Origin of the sequence: Pseudomonas sp. BLCC-B112 (genome assembly GCF_028550695.1) — a bacterium.
Classification (GTDB): domain Bacteria; phylum Pseudomonadota; class Gammaproteobacteria; order Pseudomonadales; family Pseudomonadaceae; genus Aquipseudomonas; species Aquipseudomonas danubii.
The window spans coordinates 464,546-480,990 of record NZ_JAQQGK010000002.1 but is presented as its reverse complement, the minus strand read 5'-3'; the positions used below and the strand labels follow the sequence as shown (position 1 = coordinate 480,990).

Sequence of the window (16,445 nt, the reverse complement as noted above, 5' to 3'; positions counted from 1 at the left end):
CTGTTACAACGCAGCGAGGAACTTCTCGTCGATCGGCTTGGCGCTGTCCTTGGCCTCTTTCTCTTCCTTGGCCAACTGCATCTTGTCTTGCAGGCGCTGGGCGATTTCCTGGTTGATCGTCAGTTGCCGTTCAGGCGGTAGGTTCCTCAGGTCTTCTTCGGTCAGCCCCATATCCTTGAGGATGCTGTCGCGCAGACGCTGTTCGGGCGTCTTGCTCATGTAGTCCTTGAACTCGCTCAGGGCACCGGTTTCCGTGGCGCTGGTGGCCTGTGGAGTGCTGGTGGCGGGCGGCGTGGCCTGGAGCAGGACACGGGTCTTGGCGAACGCTGCATTGACGTTGTCGTCCACGGTATTGCCTTGCAGGCTGGACTGGGACGTCGGCACAGTCACGGAGTTCTGGGCCTGCTGCAGCATGCCGCTGTACAGCGCGCTGGCGGCAGCGGTGGTCGGGTCCATATCGGTGCGCGAGGTGGGCTGCACCGAAACGGATTTCTGGGCGTTGACCAACATGATCGGGAACCTGTGTGAGAGAACTAGGCTGAAGTTTTAGCAAGTTCCATGCCGATACTTTAGTCATTGAATATCAGGGGGTTAGGGCAATTGTTCTCGGCGGGTGGCCAGTAAGCGGACAAGTCTTGCCGCTTCCTGGCAATTGCCGCCCGCCTGTTTGCCGAGGGGCGGCGATCAGCGTCTCAGTAAGTGATGGGAATGCCGAAATGCTCCTGGAAGGCATCGTCCACAGGCTCGTACCCCAGGATCTTGGTGGTTTCGCTTAGGTCCAGGCGCTTGAAGCGGTTGTTGGATATGCCATGGCCGATCAGGAACTGCACCCCGGGGGTTTCTACCGCTCGCTGCAGCAGTTGCACAGCGTCCCGAGGGCTGAGCCAGGCGCTCAGGTCGCGGGTGGTGGTCAGTTCGTGGTGTTGCGGGTCCTCGAACGCCCCGATGCGCAGGGCGATGCAGGACAGCCCGCGCCGGGCTGCATAAAAGGCACACAGGGCTTCGCCATAACATTTGCTCACACCGTAGAGGTTGGCCGGCATCACCGGCATGCCCGGGGTGATCTGCCGGTCCACCGGGTAGCCTTCGATGGTCTGGGCGCTGCTGGCGAACACCAGGCGCCGGCAACCGGCGTTCACTGCGGCCTCGAACAGGTAGGTGGTGGCGAGGATGTTGTTGGGCAGCAGTTCGTCGAAGCCGGCAGTGGCGTGGGGGATGCCGGCCAGGTGCACGATGACGTCGATCCCCGGCAGCAGGCGGCTGATGGCTTGCGGGTCATCAAGGTCCAGGCGCACGAAACGGTGGGGCGCCGGGATGTCGAAGTACGGCTCGACGCGGTCGGTGAGGGTGAAGCGATGGCGCTCCTGGGAGCCCTGGAAAAACACTTTGCCGATCCTGCCGCAGGCGCCGGTCAGTAGTACGTTGAGTCCATCCATGTCGAATCTCCGGTGGGCTGAGAAGGGGCAGGCTAGGGCGTGCCGTTACGTCCATGCAGGACAAAGCCCGGACGCAGGCTGAGGCGTTCGTAGTAGGCGGCCACGGCGGGGAAGTCCGGGTGTTCCATCGGGGTCATCTTCCAGCGATTGACCGAGAGGCCAAGGACGATATCCGCCAGGCTGAAGTCTTCACCGAGAACATAGTTCCCGGTGCTCTCAAGCTGCCGTTCAAGGATCGCCATCTTGCCGTTCCAGGCCAGCAGGCTGGCGCCGATGCGCCGGCTGTCCTGGCAATCCGGATGCTGGCGCACCAGGCCCATGAAGGCGTAGCTCCAGGCCGGATTGAGTTCGGTGGCCTGCCAGTCCATCCACTGTTCCACCAGGGCCCGGGCTCGCGGGGCGATGGGCAGCAGGCCGCTGCCGGGGTGCAGGTTGGCCAGGTACCGGCAGATGCTGTTGGACTCCCACAGGGCCCCGGCATCATCGATCAGCACCGGGACCTGGGCGTTGGGGTTGAGGGCGAGAAATTCGGGACTGTGGGTCGACTGGAAGCCGCTGCCCCAATCTTCCTGCTGGTAGGAAAGGTCCAGCTCTTCACAGGTCCACAAGACTTTCCTGACGTTGATGGACGAGGCTTTACCGAGAATTCTGCAGGAGGTTCCCATGACGCTTCCTTGTTCGTGGCACAGGTTGGCCATGGGAATCTATCAGCGAGCTAGGTTCTCGGCGACGGCCAAATTGCCTCCAGGGGTGTTTTGCCCAGCTTCAGGCCGGATCGGGCAGGGCCGAAGCCGGCAGACCGAAGACCCGGTCGAACAGCCAGTTGAAGGCGAAGGTGTAGCAGGGTATGAACAGGATCAGCGCCAGGTCCAGGAGGAAGGCCTGCACCAGGCTGATGTTCATCCACCAGGCGATGAGCGGGATCAGGAACACGATCAGGGTCAACTGGAAGCCCACGGCATGGGCGATGCGCCGCTTGACGGTGCGGGTGCGCGACGGCTGGCGGCTTTCCCAGCGCTCGAACAGGGTGGTGTAGATGAAGTTCCAGGTCACCGCGATGCTGGTGATGACCACGGCCAGCGGCCCGGTGCTGCTGGGGGACGTGCCGGACAGCAGGGCCAGGCCGAGGGCCGAGAACGTCATGCCGAACACCTCGAACAGGGATACGTAGACCAGTTTGCGTTTCACGCCTTGCATGGAAATTCCTCGGTATTGAATGGCAATGGCCAGGGCTGGACTGGCGCAGGGCGCGAAAGGTAGCTTCAATAGCGATGACAGAAAAAGTCGGAAGCTTTCAGTTTTATTGATAGGTTGCCCTCCATGAATTTCTCCAGTGACAGCATCCAGTTGTTTCTCGCCGTGCTCGAGCGCGGTTCCTTTTCTGCGGCGGCCCGCTCCCTGGGCAAGGTGCCCTCGGCGGTCAGCATGGGTATTGCCAACCTTGAGGCTGAACTGGGTTACGCCCTGTTCGATCGCCGCCATCGCGAGCCGGTGCCGACGCCCCTGGCCCTGTCCCTGGCACCCCATGCGCGGTTGATCGCCGACCAGCTCAAGCAGTTGCAGGTGCACGCCATCGAGCTGTCCCTGGGCCTGGAGAGCAAGCTGTCGATCGCCGTGGTGGATGACATCGACAAGCAGCGAGTGCTGGCTGCCATCAAGCTGATTGCCGAGCGCTATCCGCTGCTGGAGGTGGAGGTGCTCAGTGCCCCCCAGGATGATGTGCTGCAACTGCTGCACAGTGGGCGGGTGAGTGTGGGCGTGGCCTTTGCCGGCTTGAGCGTGAATGCCCTGGAGTATTTCCAGTACATCGGCAGTGAGCGGGTGATTGCCTGTATTTCGCCGCGACATCCGGTGTTTGTGGCCAGCGATGGCTCGTTGTACCTGGAGGAGCTGATCCGGTTCCGCCAGGTCGTGGTGGCCAGCCGCGACTTGCCCATCAGCGATACGCGGCCCTTGGTGGGCGAGTCGCTGTGGCGCACCGACAGCCTGGCCATGGCCCTGCACATGGTGGAAGCCGGCATCGGCTGGGGCAATTTCCCCTTGTCGGTGATCCAGCCGCTGCTGGCGGCAGGGCGCCTGCAGAGGCTGAAGTTCAAGAACCTCGACAACGGCTTGTCTTTGCCTGTGCATGCGGTGTGGCTGAAGAACCGGCCGCTGCAGAAGGGCGCCCTGGCCCTGGTGCAGTTGCTCAGTGGCGAAGATCCAGCGCTGGGGCCGCTGCCCGCCCCCGGGGTTTAGCCCAGTGCCTGTTCGCGCAACCAGCGCAGCAAATGACCGGCCGCCGATGCGTCGCTGATCGCCTGGGCGGATAACAGGTAATAAGCGCTGCCGTCGGCGACGAAGTCGAAAGGGGCGCAAAGCAACCCTCCAGCCAGATCATCGCGCACCAGTTGCCAGGGGGCGATGGCCAGCCCGAGTCCCGCCACCGCCGCTTGCAGGCTGAAGTAGAAATGCTCGAAGACTTGCTCCTGGAGAGGCGGGGGAGCAGGCAGCTGCCGCTGTTGCAGCCACTGCTCCCAGGCTTGTGGCCTGGTGGCACTGTGCAGGCGCGGAGCGTGTTCCGCCAGGGTCGGCTGGCCGTTTGGCGAAGGGGTCCAGTCAGCCTGTTTGTCCGGCCGGCACACGGGGCCAATGGCTTCGTCGAACAGCCAGTGGGCCTGAGTTTCATCGCTCCAGGCGAAATCGTTGCGGCGGATCGCCAGGTCGATGCCGGCGTTGAACGAGAAAGGCCCGCCGCCGGCCAGCAATTGGATCGATATTTCCGGGTGAGCGGCCTGGAACGCCGGCAGGCGTGGAATCAGCCAGCGCATCAGCAGGGTCGGTTCGCAGGACAGCACCAGTGGCGCCTCGGGGTCCGGTGCCCGCAGGCGGCTGGCGGTGTTCTCGATCAGGTCCAGGGCCTGGGTCACGCTGTGCAGCAGTTCGGCTCCGGCCGGCGTCAGAAATACCCGGTGGCTGCGGCGTTCGAACAGCGTCGTGCCCAGATCTTCTTCCAGGGCGCGCACGGCGCGGCTGATGGCGCCGTGGGTCAGGTGCAGGGCGGCGCCGGCCTGGGTGAAGCTTTCCAGGCGTGCCGCTGCTTCGAAGCAGCGCAAGGCGCCGAGGGGCGGCAGGCGTCGGCGCAATGTCTGTGAGTTTTTATCACTGAGAGTGTCAGTTTTCATCGTTGGCTGTCCCCGTGCCGATCCCCATACAGTAGCGCCTGATTCTATAACCAAGGCGTATGTAACGTGACTGAACTGTTAGTCGTAATCACCATTACCATTCTTGCTGTACTCAGCCCCGGAGCCGATTTTGCCTTGGTAACGCGCAATAGCCTGATGCTCTCGCGCCGCCACGGTGTGTTCACTGCCCTGGGTATCGGGCTCGGGGTCATGCTGCATATCGGCTACAGCCTGCTGGGGGTGGGGGTGCTGTTGCAGCAGTCGCTGCTGTGGTTCACCGCGCTGAAGATTGCCGGGGCGCTTTATCTGATCTATCTGGGGATCAAGCTGTTGCGCGGCTCGGACCAGGGGCCGCACGAGGAGGGGGCGGCGAATGTCGAGACTTCGTCATGGGCGGCTCTGCGCAGCGGCTTTCTGACCAATGCGCTGAACCCCAAGACGATGATTTTCGTTCTCAGCCTGTTTATGCAGGTGATCCAGCCGGGCACGGCATTGCCGGTGCAGATCGGCTACGGGGGGATCATTGTCCTGGCTCACGTGTTGTGGTTCGTGGCGGTGGCGCTGTTTTTCTCGGCACCGGCCATTGCCAGTCGATTGCTGGGATACAAGCGCCGTATCGATCAGGTATTTGGTGTGGTGCTGGTGGGGTTCGGGCTGCTGCTCAGTGTCCTGAGCCTGCAGCCCTGAAACACCTCAGGTGCTTTCCCGCACCCGCAGCTCGAAGCCCATGTCCACCACGGGCTCGGCCACGCTATTGCCGGCCAGCAGGGTCAGCATCTGCTCGGCTGCACGGCGGCCGATGGCTTCCCTTGGGGTGCTGATACTGCTCAGGCGCGGCACCATGTGTTCCGAGGAGGGCAGGTCGTTGAAACCCAGCACCGCCACTTGCTCCGGAACCTTGATCCCGCAGCGCATGGCTTCCAGCAGTGCGCCCTGGGCCAGGTCGTCGTTGCCGAAGAAGATGGCGTCGACTTGTGGCTGGCTCTGCATCAGTTGCAGGAACAGTTCGCCGCCCAGGCCCACGGAGGATGGGCGTGGGGTCAGCAGTTCCAGATCGGGGTTGTATAGCCCGGCCTCTTGCAGGGCGCGACGGAAACCTTCGCCCCGCAGCAGAGTGCGTTGATCCAGTTGTGCGCCGACGTAGGCCAGGTGCTTGCGACCACGGGAAATCAGGTGCTGGGCGGCAGTCTCGCCCGCGTTCAACTGGGAGAAGCCCACGCAGTTGAGCCCGGCGCCGGGGTCCAGGTCCATCATGTAGACGCAGGGGATGTTGTTGGCCTCGATCATCCGCCGGGCGCTTTCGGTACGGTCAAAACCGGTCAGCAACAGACCCCGGGGCTGGTAGGTCATGTAGTTGCGCAGCAGGTTTTCTTCTTCGTCCCGGGAGTAGTGGTAGTTGCCGATCAGCACTTCGAAGCCCTTGGGCCGCAGGACCTGATGAATGGCTTCCAGGGTTTCGATGAACAGCAGGTTGGACAGCGACGGCACCAGTACCACCACCGACTGGCTCTGGGCCGAGGCCAGGGCACGGGCGGCGGAGTTGACCACGTAGTTCAGCTCCTGCGCGGCCTTCTGCACCTTTTCCACCAGCTCGGTGGCCACGCTGCTGACGCCGCGCAGGGCCCGGGAGGCGGTGATCGGACTGACGCCGGCCAGTCGCGCCACTTCGTTGAGGGTAGGGCGCCCCGTGGTACGGGAGCTTTTATCGTTTTTATGAGGGGTCATCAGACGGCTTGCCAAACAAAATTCAAGTCACTAAGGTAGCGCTGTCCTGAAACAGCTGCAATGCGTGAGCGAGGTGTGCCTGACCCTCACTCTTTGGTTTGGCGGACTATATACGCGGCAACCCACAAAAATGACAAGAAGGCGTCGGCAGACACTGTTTTTGTACTAGAACTAGAACTAGCGAAGGTAGCGCTGTCTGCGCGCTGAGGTGTTACATGAGTCAATCTATTACCGCCCTGGTCATCATGGGTGTTGCCGGCTGTGGCAAATCCAGCGTCAGCCAGGCGCTGTGCCAACGCAGCGGCGCCACGGCCATTGAAGGCGATACGTTCCACCCTGCCGCCAATATCGCCAAGATGAGCGCCGGCATTCCCCTCGACGACGACGACCGTGCCGGCTGGCTCGACAGCCTCTGCGATGAATTGCGTCGGACCCTGGCCGCCGGTCAGCGTCCGGTACTGACCTGCTCGGCCTTGAAGCGCAAATACCGTGAACGCCTGCGCGCAGCGACCCCCGGCCTGGGCTTTATCTTCCTCGAACTGACACCGGCAGTGGCCGCCGATCGCGTGGCACACCGGCCAGGGCATTTCATGCCTTCGACCCTGATCGACAGTCAGTTCGCCACCCTCGAATCCCCCGTGGGGGAGCCGCTCACCCTGGCCCTGGATGCCAGCACCCTGAGCGTCCAGCGCCTGGCCGAACTGGCCAACCAATGGTGGCTGGAGCATGGCCTTGAACCTTCACATTAAGTGCTGGCTCGAAATAGGTAGCGCTATCCCACTCGGCCCTTGTTTTTAACGCTTAAATAAAAACAACAAACCGGAGGCAATCCCATGTTTGGCATGTCCCAAGAGACCTATCTGCTGGTTGATGCAGTGGTCACTATCATCGGCCTGATCGTCTTGATCACCCGATTCAAGCTGCATCCCTTTATTGCTCTGACCATTGCCGCGGGGTTCCTCGGCCTGACCTCGGGCATGCCGGTAGACAAGATCATCAAGGCGTTCCAGGACGGTTTTGGTGGCGTGCTCGGTTTTGTCGGCATCATCCTGGCCCTGGGCACCATGCTCGGAAAAATGATGGCCGAGTCCGGCGGCGCCGATCAGATTGCCCAGACCCTGATCCGTTCGTTCGGCAAGGAGCGGGTGCAGTGGGCGATGATGTTCGCCGCGTTCCTGGTGGGCATCCCGCTGTTCTTCGAGATCGGCTTCGTGCTGCTGATCCCGCTGGTGTTCATCGTCGCCCGACGCACCGGGGTGTCGCTGATCAAGATCGGCATTCCACTGCTGGCTGGCCTGTCGGCGGTGCACGGCCTGGTGCCGCCGCATCCGGGGCCGCTGCTGGCCATCGGCGTGTTTGGTGCCGACATTGGCAAGACCATTCTCTACGGCCTGATCGTTGCTCTGCCGACGGCCATCATTGCCGGTCCGATCTACGGCACCTTCATCGCCAAATACATCCCGGGCCACCCGTCCCAGGAGCTGGTGGACCAGCTGGCCCGTGAAAACACCTCGCAGAATCTGCCCAGCTTCAGCGTGACCTTGCTGACTGTACTGCTGCCGGTGTTCCTGATGCTGCTCAAGACCTTCGCCGACGTGGCGCTGCCGGACGGGCATTTCTTCCGCATCTGGATGGACATGATCGGCCACCCGATCAGTGCCTTGCTGCTGGCCCTGCTGCTGTCGCTCTACACCTTTGGCTACAAGCAGGGCATCGGCTCCAAGCAGATCCTCGGTCTGCTCGACGCCAGCCTGGCGCCTACCGCGGCGATCATCCTGATCATTGGTGCCGGCGGTGGTTTCAAGCAGATGCTGGTGACCAGCGGCGTGGGTGATGTGATCGGCCACATGGCGGTCAATGCGCAGATCTCGCCGATCCTCCTGGCCTGGCTGGTGGCGGCGGTGATTCGTATCGCCACCGGTTCGGCCACCGTGGCCACCATCACGGGCGCGGGCATCGTGGTGCCGGTGGTGGGGATGATCCCCGGGGTCAACCGCGAACTGCTGGTGCTGGCCACCGGTGCCGGCTCCTTGATCCTGTCTCACGTCAACGACGCGGGCTTCTGGCTGGTCAAGCAGTACTTCAACATGACCGTGGCCGAGACCTTCAAGACCTGGACGGCGATGGAAACCATCCTCTCGGTGGTGGGCCTGATCTTCATCCTGTTGTTGTCGTTGGTGGTTTAAACGGCGGGGCTGCCCCCTGTAGCCGCTGTCGAGCCTGTGGCGAGGCTGGGCAAAGGTCCGAAGGGCCTTGCCCGGTGATCTGCCGTCAGCCCTTGATAGGCTTCTGAATCGCCGCGAGTGCTACGCACTCGTTCGCAGCCTGCGGCAGCGGCTACAGTGCAGGCACAAAAAAACCGCATCGCTGCGGTTTTTTTGTGGCTGAAGGAGTCTCAGCTTTTCTGCACCAGGGCGTCGGCGCGGAACATCCCGCGAATGCCGCGCACCGCCTGGCGAATCCGGTCCTGGTTTTCGATCAGGGCGAAGCGCACATGATCGTCGCCGTACTCACCGAAACCCACCCCCGGCGACACGCAGACCTTGGCCTCGGCCAGCAGCTTCTTGGCGAATTCCAGGGAGCCCAGGTGCGCATAGGCTTCGGGAATCTTGGCCCAGACGTACATCGAGGCCTTGGGGTTCTCCACCATCCAGCCCAGCTCGTGCAGGCCCTTGACCAGCACATTGCGCCGTTGCCGGTATTGCTCGGCAATGTCCTTGACGCACTGCTGGTCGCCTTCAAGTGCCGCGATTGCTGCTACCTGCAGCGGGGTGAAGGTGCCGTAGTCGTGGTAGCTCTTGATCCGCGCCAGGGCGTTGACCAGCTCCGGGTTGCCGACCATGAAGCCGATGCGCCAGCCGGCCATGTTGTAGCTCTTGGACAGGGTGAAGAACTCCACCGCGATGTCCTTGGCCCCGGGCACCTGCATGATCGACGGGGCTTTCCAGCCGTCGTAGACGATGTCGGCGTAAGCCAGGTCGTGGATCACCAGCACGTCGTACTGCTTGGCCAGGGCGATCACCCGCTCGAAGAAATCCAGCTCCACGCACTGCGCGGTGGGGTTGGAGGGGAAGCCCAGGATCATCATTTTCGGCTTGGGGATCGAACCGCGAATGGCCCGCTCCAGCTCGGCGAAGAAGTCCACTCCGGGCACCAGTGGCACCGAGCGCACCTGGGCGCCGGCGATCACCGCGCCGTAGATGTGGATCGGGTAGCTGGGGTTGGGCACCAGCACCGTATCGCCCTGGTCCAGAGTGGCCAGCATCAGGTGCGCCAGGCCTTCCTTGGAACCGATGGTGACGATGGCTTCGCTTTCCGGGTCGATATCGACCTCGTAGCGATCCTTGTACCAGCGGGAAATCGCCCGGCGCAGCCGTGGAATGCCTTTGGAGGTGGAGTAGCCGTGGGTGTCCTCACGCTGGGCAACGGTCACCAGCTTTTCGACGATGTGCGGCGGAGTCGCGCCGTCGGGGTTGCCCATGCTCAAGTCGATGATGTCTTCGCCGCGCCGACGCGCAGCCATCTTCAGCTCGGCAGTGATGTTGAAAACGTAAGGGGGGAGACGATCGATGCGCGCAAAGCGGCGCGGCGAACCTTGTTCGGCCATTGTTGCCTCGAAAAGACGTAAGCGCCCGGAACCGTCCGAGCGACGTTGGCCACTGCGGTGGCCTGCGGGGGCAGACGATAAAGGCGCTGGCGCGGGCTTGTCCAGAGCAGCGGAAAAATATTTTTGCGCTGCCGGCGGTTTGCCCGGCTGGCGGGTTTGCCGCTATAACGTGCACGCTTTTTGCCTGCAAGGACGGCGCCCGGCCTGTGCCTGATTCGTTCGGGCGGATCTGATGCCGCTCGGCAGCTCTTCGAACAACAGCGTCAAACGGGATGGATGATGGAGTTTACCAGCGGCTTTTTGCTGAGCCTTTCGCTGTGCCTGGACATCGGCGTGGCCAATATCGCGATGATCACCCTGGCCATGCAGCGCGGCTATTTCCAGGGCTTCTGCCTGGGCCTCGGGACTTGCGTGGGTGACCTGATCTACGCGCTCTTGGCCCTGGCCGGGATGACCGTGCTGTTGCAGTACGAAACTGTGCGTTGGGTGCTGTGGATCGGCGGTTCGGCGCTGCTGGTGTATTTCGCGGCAAAGATGATCTACGCCGCCATTCATCACAGTGCGCTGCTGGCCACGGCGGGGGAGGCGGACCGCGGTTCGCCGCGCAAGGAGTTCCTGCGCGGGATCTTCCTGGCCATGTCTTCCCCCAGCGCGATCCTCTGGTTTGCCGCCGTGGGGGGCACCCTGATTGCTCGATCCGGTGGCGGCACGATTGCCGACTCCGGGTTGTTCCTGGCCGGCTTCTTTTGCGCCGGGCTGGTCTGGACCATGGGCCTGTGCCTGGCCGCGACCCAGGGCGGCAAGTTGCTGGGCGACAAGCTGTTGCGCTACTCCTACCTGGCATCTGCGGCGATCTTCTGCTATTTCGCGGTGTACGTGATCCTATCCGGTTATCAGGAGTTCATCGTCGGCGCCGGGGTGGTCGACCTTCCGGCGCTCTGATCCTGGCCCTGGCGATTGGCTTCTATACTTGCTGCCGTACCCATCTTTTCTGCGGCAGGAGTGGCATTCATGGATGAGCAAAAACAGGGCGCAGGTCCAGAACCGCGCTTCGAAAGAGAGCGTTTTCTGCTGATTGCCGGCTTCAGCGAGCGGTTTACCCCTGGCGCCAGCCAGGACATCGGCCAGCTCTGGGAGCGCTTCATCCCCCACATCGGCAAGGTGCCGGGGCAAGTGGATGAGGTGACCTACGGCATCTGTTGCAACCCCGATGGCCAGGGTGGCTTCGAATACCTGGCCGGAGTCGAGATCAGCAAGCTCGACGATTTGCCCGAGCGCTATCGCTGGATCGAGGTGCAGCCGCAGAACTATGCGGTGTTCGAGCACGGTGGCTCCTTGCAGGAACTGCCACAGACCTTCAACTACATCTGGAAGACCTGGCTGCCCCAGTCCGGTCGCGAGGCGGCCGATGCCCCGGAGTTCGAGCGCTACAGCGCCGATTTCAACCCCGATACCGGCAGCGGCGTGGTGGAGGTCTGGCTACCGCTGAAAAGTGAATGATCTCCTCGGGGGCGCTGGCCGGCCCCCGATTCCCCCGGCCTTGGCCGCAATCTATACGCCGTCTTAATACCGTCCCCCGCAATCAGTGTCCGACCTTGATACGCCCTCACCTAACCTGCGTGGCGCAGAGGAGAGCGGCGGACGGCTCGTTCCCGACTCCCTGCCGGTGCCCGTTGCCGGGTGCCTGACCGGTTGCGCCCCGGGCCGCTGTCTGCGGTTGCGGCGCCGCCTCAATGGATTAAGGGGAAAAACCTTGCTGACACTGGAATTCATCTACGGCGCCAGCGGTTTTTGCGCCGTGCTGCTGTTTGTCTACCTGGGTTACGCGCTGATCCGTGCCGAGAAATTCTGATGACCGCACCCAACGCTACCCCGGCATTTTCATTCGCCCGTCCGGGCATTCTCGAGAAAGGAAACCAGCCATGTACGACCTGATCTTCGTGGGCCTGTCCCTGGGGTTCTTTGTACTGACGGCCCTGGTCATCGTCGCCATGGGCAAGATTTGAACGGAGCATCGACATGTTGAGTACTGTGCTGGAATACGCGGTGATCCTCGGGGTAATGACCGGGCTCGCCGTACTCATGGGCAAATGGCTGGCCCGGGTCTTCAGCGGCCGCGGCCACGCCTTGCCCGAGCGGGCCACCTACCGCCTGCTGGGGATCGACCCCGGCGAAACCATGGGCTGGGCCCGCTATGGCTCGGCGCTATTGCTGTCCAACGCGGCGATGATGCTCCTGGGCTACCTGGTGCTGCGCCTGCAAGCCGTCATGCCCCTCAACCCCCTGGGGCTGGCGGCGCAGACCCCGGACCTGGCGTTCAACACCACCGCGTCCTTTATCACCAACACCAACTGGCAGGCGTACTCAGGTGAAAGCAGCCTGTCGAACTTCAGCCAGATGGCGGTGATCACCTTCCTGATGTTCGTCGGCTCCACCGCCGGTGTGGTGGCAGCGGCCGGTTTCATTCGTGGCCTGAGCCGTTCCAGCTCGGCGGATATCGGCAACTACTGGGTCGACTTCACCCGCACCCTGTACCGGGTGATGCTGCCTTTGTGCCTGGTCATGGCCCTGGTCTATGTCTGGCAGGGCATGCCCCAGACCCTCAACTCCCAGGCCCTGGCCACCACCCTGGAAGGCGCCCAGCAGCAGTTGATCGTCGGCGCCGTGGCCAGCCTTGAGTCGATCAAGCACATCGGCACCAACGGTGGCGGCTTCTTCAGCATGAACGCCGCCCACCCGTTCGAGAACCCGACCCCGCTGACCAACGTCCTGCACATCCTCAGCATGTTGCTGATCCCTTCGGCGCTGACCTACGCCTTCGGCAGCATGCTGCTGCGGCGGCGTCAGGGCTGGGTGTTCTTCGGCACTTTCCTGGTGATGTTCGTCGGCTTCCTGGCCATTGTCTTCACCGCGGAGCAGGGCGGTAATCCGCTGCTGACCCAGGTCGGTGCCGACCAGCAACTGTCGGCAACCCAGAGTGGCGGCAACATGGAAGGCAAGGAGCTGCGCTTCGGCATCGCCGACACCGCGCTGTTCGTCACCACCACCACGGGCGCCACCACCGGTTCGGTGAACGCCATGCATGACTCGCTGACCCCCATGGGCGGTTTCGTGCCCCTGGCGCAGATGATGCTCAACTGCGTGTTTGGCGGTGACGGCGTGGGCTTTATCAACCTGATCCAGTACGCCCTGCTGACGGTGTTCCTGGTGGGCATGATGATCGGCCGCAGCCCGGAATTCCTCGGCAAGAAGATCGAGGCCCGGGAGATCAAGCTGGTGATGCTCTCGGTGCTCGCGCACCCGATCTGCATCCTCGGTTTCACCGCCCTGGCAGCGTTGTGGCCGGACACCATGAACAGCCTCAACAACCTTGGCCCCCATGGTTTCAGCGAGGTGCTCTACGCCTACGCCTCGGGTACCGCCAACAACGGTTCGGCGTTTGCCGGGCTCAATGCCAACACGCCGTTCTTCAACACCACCATCGGTCTGGCGATGCTCATGGGGCGCTTCTTCACCATGCTGCCGATGCTGGCCGTGGCCGGTTCCCTGGCGGCGAAAAAGAACATCCCGGCCGGTGCCGGCACCATTCCCACTGCCACGCCGCTGTTCATGTTCCTGGTGGTGTTCGTGGTGCTGGTGGTCGGTGGCCTGACTTTCCTGCCGGCCCTCGCGCTCGGCCCGCTGGTGGAGCAACTGCAGTTGCTGGCCGGCCAGACTTACAAGTAAGGGGTTGTGATGACGACGCAAATGCAAACCCAAGGCACCACTGCGGTGCTGTTCAAGGGCCTGTTGCGCCCGGTGCTGGTGGCGGCGGTGTTCTTCATGCTGCTGACCGGGCTGGCCTATCCGCTGGCGACCACCGTGCTGGCCAACCTGCTGTTCCCGTTTCAGGCCCAGGGCAGCCTGGTGCAGCGTGACGGGGTGGTGGTGGGCTCGGCACTGATCGGTCAGTCCTTCAGTCGCCCGGAGTATTTCCAGGGCCGCCCGAGCATGACCCTGGGCAGCGATCCGCTGGACCCGAGCAAGAGCGTGCCCCAGCCCTACAACGCCGGGGCCAGTGGTGCCAGCAACCTGGGCCCCACCAACCAGAAACTGGTGGACAGCGTGGCCGCGCGGGTCAGCGCCTATCGCCAGCTCAACGGCCTGGCGGCGGACATGCAGGTACCGGTGGACGCGGTGACCGCTTCGGCTTCCGGCCTGGACCCGCACATCTCCCTGGCCAACGCCCAGCTGCAATTGAACCGGGTGGCCCGCCTGCGCAACCTGCCGCTGGCCGATCTGCAGGCGCTGCTGCAGGACCACAGCGAAAGCCGCACCTTCGGCCTGCTGGGCGAGCCCCGGGTCAATGTGCTGCAACTCAATCTCGCGCTGGATGCCCTGGCACCCGTGCATGCCTCGCCCCTTGCGGTCAGTGAGTAAGAGATACCGATCATGAGTAATAACCCTCGTATAGCGTTGTTCGACCGTGGGCTGCTGTTCACGGCGTGCCTGGATGCGGTGAAGAAGCTGCTGCCTCAGGCGCAGTGGAAGAACCCGGTGATGTTCGTGGTCTACCTGGGCAGCATTCTCACCACCCTGCTGTGGTTCCAGTCCCTGGGCGGTGAAGGCGAGGCCTCCAGCGGCTTCATCCTCAGCATCACCCTGTGGCTGTGGTTCACCGTGCTGTTTGCCAACTTCGCCGAAGCCCTGGCCGAGGGCCGCAGCCGGGCCCAGGCCGCGAGCCTCAAGGGCATGAAGCGCCAGACCCTGGCCAAGCTGTTGCAGCAGCCCAAGCATGGCGCTGCCTGGTTGCCCATGGCTGCCAGCGAGCTGCGCAAGGACATGGTGGTGCTGATCGAAGCCGGCGACCTGGTGCCTTTGGATGGCGAGGTCATCGAAGGCGTGGCCACGGTGGACGAGAGCGCCATTACCGGTGAATCGGCGCCGGTGATCCGCGAGGCCGGGGGCGACTTCTCCTCGGTCACCGGCGGCACCAAGGTGCTGTCCGACTGGCTGGTGGTGCGCATCAGCGTCAACCCCGGTGAGTCGTTCCTGGACCGCATGATCTCCATGGTGGAATCGGCCAAGCGCCAGAAGACCCCCAACGAGGTGGCCCTGACCATTCTCCTGGTGGGGCTGACCCTGCTGTTCCTGCTGGTGATCGTGACCCTGAGCCCGTACTCGATCTTCGCCGTGGCCATGAGCGGCACCGGCAGCGTGATCAGCGCCACGGTGATGGTGGCGTTGCTGGTGTGCCTGATTCCCACCACCATCGGCGGCCTGCTCTCGGCCATCGGCGTGGCGGGTATGAGCCGGATGATGTCGGCCAATGTCATTGCCACTTCCGGGCGCGCTGTGGAAGCCGCTGGTGACGTCGACGTGCTGCTGCTGGACAAGACCGGCACCATCACCCTGGGCAACCGTCAGGCCAGCGCCTTCCTGCCGGCCCCGGGAATCAAGGACAGCGAACTGGCGGACGCCGCGCAACTGGCCTCCCTGGCGGACGAAACCCCGGAAGGCCGCAGTATCGTGGTGCTGGCCAAGCAGAAGTTCGACATCCGTGGCCGCGACATCGAGGCCCTGGGCGCCAGCTTCGTGCAGTTCAGCGCGCAGACCCGCATGAGCGGCGTCGACCTGCCGGAGGGGCGCAGCATCCGCAAGGGTGCGGCCGATGCCATTCGCCGGCACATCGAAGCCCTGGGTGGCAGCTTCCCGCCGGCCTTGCAGGCCAAGGTCGACGAAGTCTCCCGGCGCGGCAGCACGCCGCTGGTGGTCAGCGACGGCGCCCAGGCCCTGGGCGTGGTGGAACTCAAGGACGTGGTCAAGGGCGGGATGAAGGAGCGCTTTGCCGAACTGCGGCGCATGGGCATCAAGACCGTGATGATCACCGGCGACAACCGCCTGACAGCGGCGGCGATTGCCGTGGAGGCCGGGGTCGATGATTTCCTCGCCGAGGCCCGTCCCGAGGACAAGCTGCAACTGATCCGCGACTACCAGGCCAAGGGCAAGCTGGTGGCCATGACCGGCGACGGCACCAACGACGCCCCGGCCCTGGCCCAGGCCGACGTCGCGGTGGCGATGAACAGCGGCACCCAGGCGGCAAAGGAAGCCGGCAACATGGTCGACCTGGACAGCAACCCGACCAAGCTGATCGAGGTGGTGGAAGTCGGCAAGCAGATGCTCATGACCCGCGGCGCCCTGACTACCTTCAGCGTGGCCAACGACGTGGCCAAGTATTTTGCTATCGTACCGGCCGCGTTCGTCGCCACTTACCCGCAATTGGGCGCGTTGAACGTGATGCAACTGACCAGCCCGAACTCGGCGATTCTCAGTGCGGTGATCTTCAACGCGCTGATCATCGTGTTCCTCATCCCCCTGGCGCTCAAGGGGGTGAAGTATCGGTCCATCGGCGCTGCGGCCTTGCTTAACCGCAACCTGCTGATCTACGGACTGGGCGGGGTGCTGGTACCCTTTGCCGGGATCAAGCTGATTGACATGCTGCTGGCCGGGCTTGGCCTGGTTTGACGCAAGGAC

18 protein-coding genes are annotated in these 16,445 nt (G+C 63.3%); 11 read left to right on the top strand and 7 right to left on the bottom strand.

All coding sequences use genetic code 11. The annotated features are described in order from the left end of the window. Nucleotides 1-3 precede the first annotated feature (3 nt). The 4 genes from PQT43_RS07840 to PQT43_RS07825 all read right to left on the bottom strand — a co-directional run bounded on the left by PQT43_RS07840 (nt 4) and on the right by PQT43_RS07825 (nt 2,633). On the bottom strand, nt 4-510 hold the full coding sequence (locus PQT43_RS07840; protein ID WP_102880641.1) for a hypothetical protein: 507 nt from the start codon (nt 508-510) through the stop codon (nt 4-6). A gap of 182 nt (nt 511-692) precedes the next feature. After that, nucleotides 693-1,436, bottom strand: a complete 744-nt coding sequence (locus PQT43_RS07835) for an NAD-dependent epimerase/dehydratase family protein (protein WP_272753669.1) — start codon at nt 1,434-1,436, stop codon at nt 693-695. A gap of 32 nt (nt 1,437-1,468) precedes the next feature. Beyond that, nucleotides 1,469-2,101, bottom strand: a complete 633-nt coding sequence (locus PQT43_RS07830) for a glutathione S-transferase family protein (protein WP_110651431.1) — start codon at nt 2,099-2,101, stop codon at nt 1,469-1,471. 100 nt (nt 2,102-2,201) lie between these two features. Next, nucleotides 2,202-2,633, bottom strand: coding sequence for a PACE efflux transporter (locus PQT43_RS07825; RefSeq protein ID WP_102860627.1), 432 nt, complete (start codon nt 2,631-2,633; stop codon nt 2,202-2,204). A gap of 123 nt (nt 2,634-2,756) precedes the next feature. On the opposite strand from PQT43_RS07825, the gene PQT43_RS07820 reads away from it, so the two are divergent. Next, the gene (locus tag PQT43_RS07820; protein WP_110594811.1) at nt 2,757-3,674 is read left to right on the top strand and encodes a LysR family transcriptional regulator; all 918 of its coding nucleotides are present in this window, start codon (nt 2,757-2,759) and stop codon (nt 3,672-3,674) included. Here the strand turns inward: PQT43_RS07820 and PQT43_RS07815 are convergent. Continuing rightward, a complete protein-coding gene (locus tag PQT43_RS07815) occupies nt 3,671-4,600 on the bottom strand; it encodes a LysR family transcriptional regulator (protein ID WP_110594809.1) in 930 nt (309 codons plus the stop codon). The genes PQT43_RS07820 and PQT43_RS07815 overlap by 4 nt on opposite strands. Before the next feature lie 66 nt (nt 4,601-4,666). On the opposite strand from PQT43_RS07815, the gene PQT43_RS07810 reads away from it, so the two are divergent. Further along, nucleotides 4,667-5,287, top strand: coding sequence for a LysE family transporter (locus PQT43_RS07810; protein ID WP_102880637.1), 621 nt, complete (start codon nt 4,667-4,669; stop codon nt 5,285-5,287). Nucleotides 5,288-5,293: 6 nt separating this feature from the next. Here the strand turns inward: PQT43_RS07810 and PQT43_RS07805 are convergent, their stop codons facing one another. Then, the gene (locus PQT43_RS07805; RefSeq protein WP_102880636.1) at nt 5,294-6,325 is read right to left on the bottom strand and encodes a LacI family DNA-binding transcriptional regulator; all 1,032 of its coding nucleotides are present in this window, start codon (nt 6,323-6,325) and stop codon (nt 5,294-5,296) included. A 215-nt stretch (nt 6,326-6,540) separates the two neighbouring features. Between PQT43_RS07805 and PQT43_RS07800 the strand changes: the two genes are divergently transcribed. Both PQT43_RS07800 and PQT43_RS07795 read left to right on the top strand, forming a co-directional pair. Next, nucleotides 6,541-7,074: a gluconokinase gene (locus PQT43_RS07800; RefSeq protein WP_102860632.1), complete on the top strand. Its 534-nt coding sequence runs from the start codon at nt 6,541-6,543 to the stop codon at nt 7,072-7,074. 84 nt (nt 7,075-7,158) lie between these two features. Further along, complete coding sequence (locus PQT43_RS07795; protein ID WP_047305702.1) at nt 7,159-8,511, top strand: GntP family permease; 1,353 nt, start codon at nt 7,159-7,161, stop codon at nt 8,509-8,511. 209 nt (nt 8,512-8,720) lie between these two features. Here the strand turns inward: PQT43_RS07795 and alaC are convergent, their stop codons facing one another. Next, the gene (gene alaC / locus PQT43_RS07790; protein WP_102880635.1) at nt 8,721-9,932 is read right to left on the bottom strand and encodes an alanine transaminase; all 1,212 of its coding nucleotides are present in this window, start codon (nt 9,930-9,932) and stop codon (nt 8,721-8,723) included. 279 nt (nt 9,933-10,211) lie between these two features. Here alaC and PQT43_RS07785 point away from each other — a divergent pair, with 279 nt between their 5' ends. The 7 genes from PQT43_RS07785 to kdpB all read left to right on the top strand — a co-directional run bounded on the left by PQT43_RS07785 (nt 10,212) and on the right by kdpB (nt 16,436). After that, entirely contained in the window at nt 10,212-10,874 is a 663-nt protein-coding gene (locus tag PQT43_RS07785) for a LysE family translocator (protein ID WP_110594805.1), read from the top strand. Nucleotides 10,875-10,943: 69 nt separating this feature from the next. After that, nucleotides 10,944-11,432, top strand: a complete 489-nt coding sequence (locus PQT43_RS07780) for a GyrI-like domain-containing protein (RefSeq protein ID WP_123394108.1) — start codon at nt 10,944-10,946, stop codon at nt 11,430-11,432. 253 nt (nt 11,433-11,685) lie between these two features. Then, the gene (kdpF, locus tag PQT43_RS07775; RefSeq protein ID WP_016968152.1) at nt 11,686-11,784 is read left to right on the top strand and encodes a K(+)-transporting ATPase subunit F; all 99 of its coding nucleotides are present in this window, start codon (nt 11,686-11,688) and stop codon (nt 11,782-11,784) included. Then, on the top strand, nt 11,768-11,938 hold the full coding sequence (locus PQT43_RS07770) for a hypothetical protein (RefSeq protein ID WP_162884082.1): 171 nt from the start codon (nt 11,768-11,770) through the stop codon (nt 11,936-11,938). The genes kdpF and PQT43_RS07770 overlap by 17 nt, the downstream gene beginning before the upstream one ends. Before the next feature lie 13 nt (nt 11,939-11,951). After that, nucleotides 11,952-13,658, top strand: coding sequence for a potassium-transporting ATPase subunit KdpA (kdpA, locus tag PQT43_RS07765; RefSeq protein ID WP_267268772.1), 1,707 nt, complete (start codon nt 11,952-11,954; stop codon nt 13,656-13,658). A 9-nt stretch (nt 13,659-13,667) separates the two neighbouring features. Beyond that, nucleotides 13,668-14,351, top strand: coding sequence for a K(+)-transporting ATPase subunit C (gene kdpC, locus PQT43_RS07760; RefSeq protein ID WP_110651434.1), 684 nt, complete (start codon nt 13,668-13,670; stop codon nt 14,349-14,351). Nucleotides 14,352-14,363: 12 nt separating this feature from the next. Then, complete coding sequence (gene kdpB / locus PQT43_RS07755) at nt 14,364-16,436, top strand: potassium-transporting ATPase subunit KdpB (protein ID WP_102880630.1); 2,073 nt, start codon at nt 14,364-14,366, stop codon at nt 16,434-16,436. Nucleotides 16,437-16,445 lie beyond the last annotated feature (9 nt).

Excerpts from the sequence above, each read along its gene's own strand:
- PQT43_RS07840 (WP_102880641.1), bottom strand. The coding sequence starts at position 510 with ATGTTGGTCAACGCCCAGAAATCCGTTTCGGTGCAGCCCACCTCGCGC.
- PQT43_RS07835 (WP_272753669.1), bottom strand. The coding sequence starts at position 1,436 with ATGGATGGACTCAACGTACTACTGACCGGCGCCTGCGGCAGGATCGGC.
- PQT43_RS07830 (WP_110651431.1), bottom strand. The coding sequence starts at position 2,101 with ATGGGAACCTCCTGCAGAATTCTCGGTAAAGCCTCGTCCATCAACGTC.
- PQT43_RS07825 (WP_102860627.1), bottom strand. The coding sequence starts at position 2,633 with ATGCAAGGCGTGAAACGCAAACTGGTCTACGTATCCCTGTTCGAGGTG.
- PQT43_RS07820 (WP_110594811.1), top strand. The coding sequence starts at position 2,757 with ATGAATTTCTCCAGTGACAGCATCCAGTTGTTTCTCGCCGTGCTCGAG.
- PQT43_RS07815 (WP_110594809.1), bottom strand. The coding sequence starts at position 4,600 with ATGAAAACTGACACTCTCAGTGATAAAAACTCACAGACATTGCGCCGA.
- PQT43_RS07805 (WP_102880636.1), bottom strand. The coding sequence starts at position 6,325 with ATGACCCCTCATAAAAACGATAAAAGCTCCCGTACCACGGGGCGCCCT.
- PQT43_RS07800 (WP_102860632.1), top strand. The coding sequence starts at position 6,541 with ATGAGTCAATCTATTACCGCCCTGGTCATCATGGGTGTTGCCGGCTGT.
- PQT43_RS07795 (WP_047305702.1), top strand. The coding sequence starts at position 7,159 with ATGTTTGGCATGTCCCAAGAGACCTATCTGCTGGTTGATGCAGTGGTC.
- alaC (WP_102880635.1), bottom strand. The coding sequence starts at position 9,932 with ATGGCCGAACAAGGTTCGCCGCGCCGCTTTGCGCGCATCGATCGTCTC.
- PQT43_RS07785 (WP_110594805.1), top strand. The coding sequence starts at position 10,212 with ATGGAGTTTACCAGCGGCTTTTTGCTGAGCCTTTCGCTGTGCCTGGAC.
- PQT43_RS07780 (WP_123394108.1), top strand. The coding sequence starts at position 10,944 with ATGGATGAGCAAAAACAGGGCGCAGGTCCAGAACCGCGCTTCGAAAGA.
- kdpA (WP_267268772.1), top strand. The coding sequence starts at position 11,952 with ATGTTGAGTACTGTGCTGGAATACGCGGTGATCCTCGGGGTAATGACC.
- kdpC (WP_110651434.1), top strand. The coding sequence starts at position 13,668 with ATGACGACGCAAATGCAAACCCAAGGCACCACTGCGGTGCTGTTCAAG.
- kdpB (WP_102880630.1), top strand. The coding sequence starts at position 14,364 with ATGAGTAATAACCCTCGTATAGCGTTGTTCGACCGTGGGCTGCTGTTC.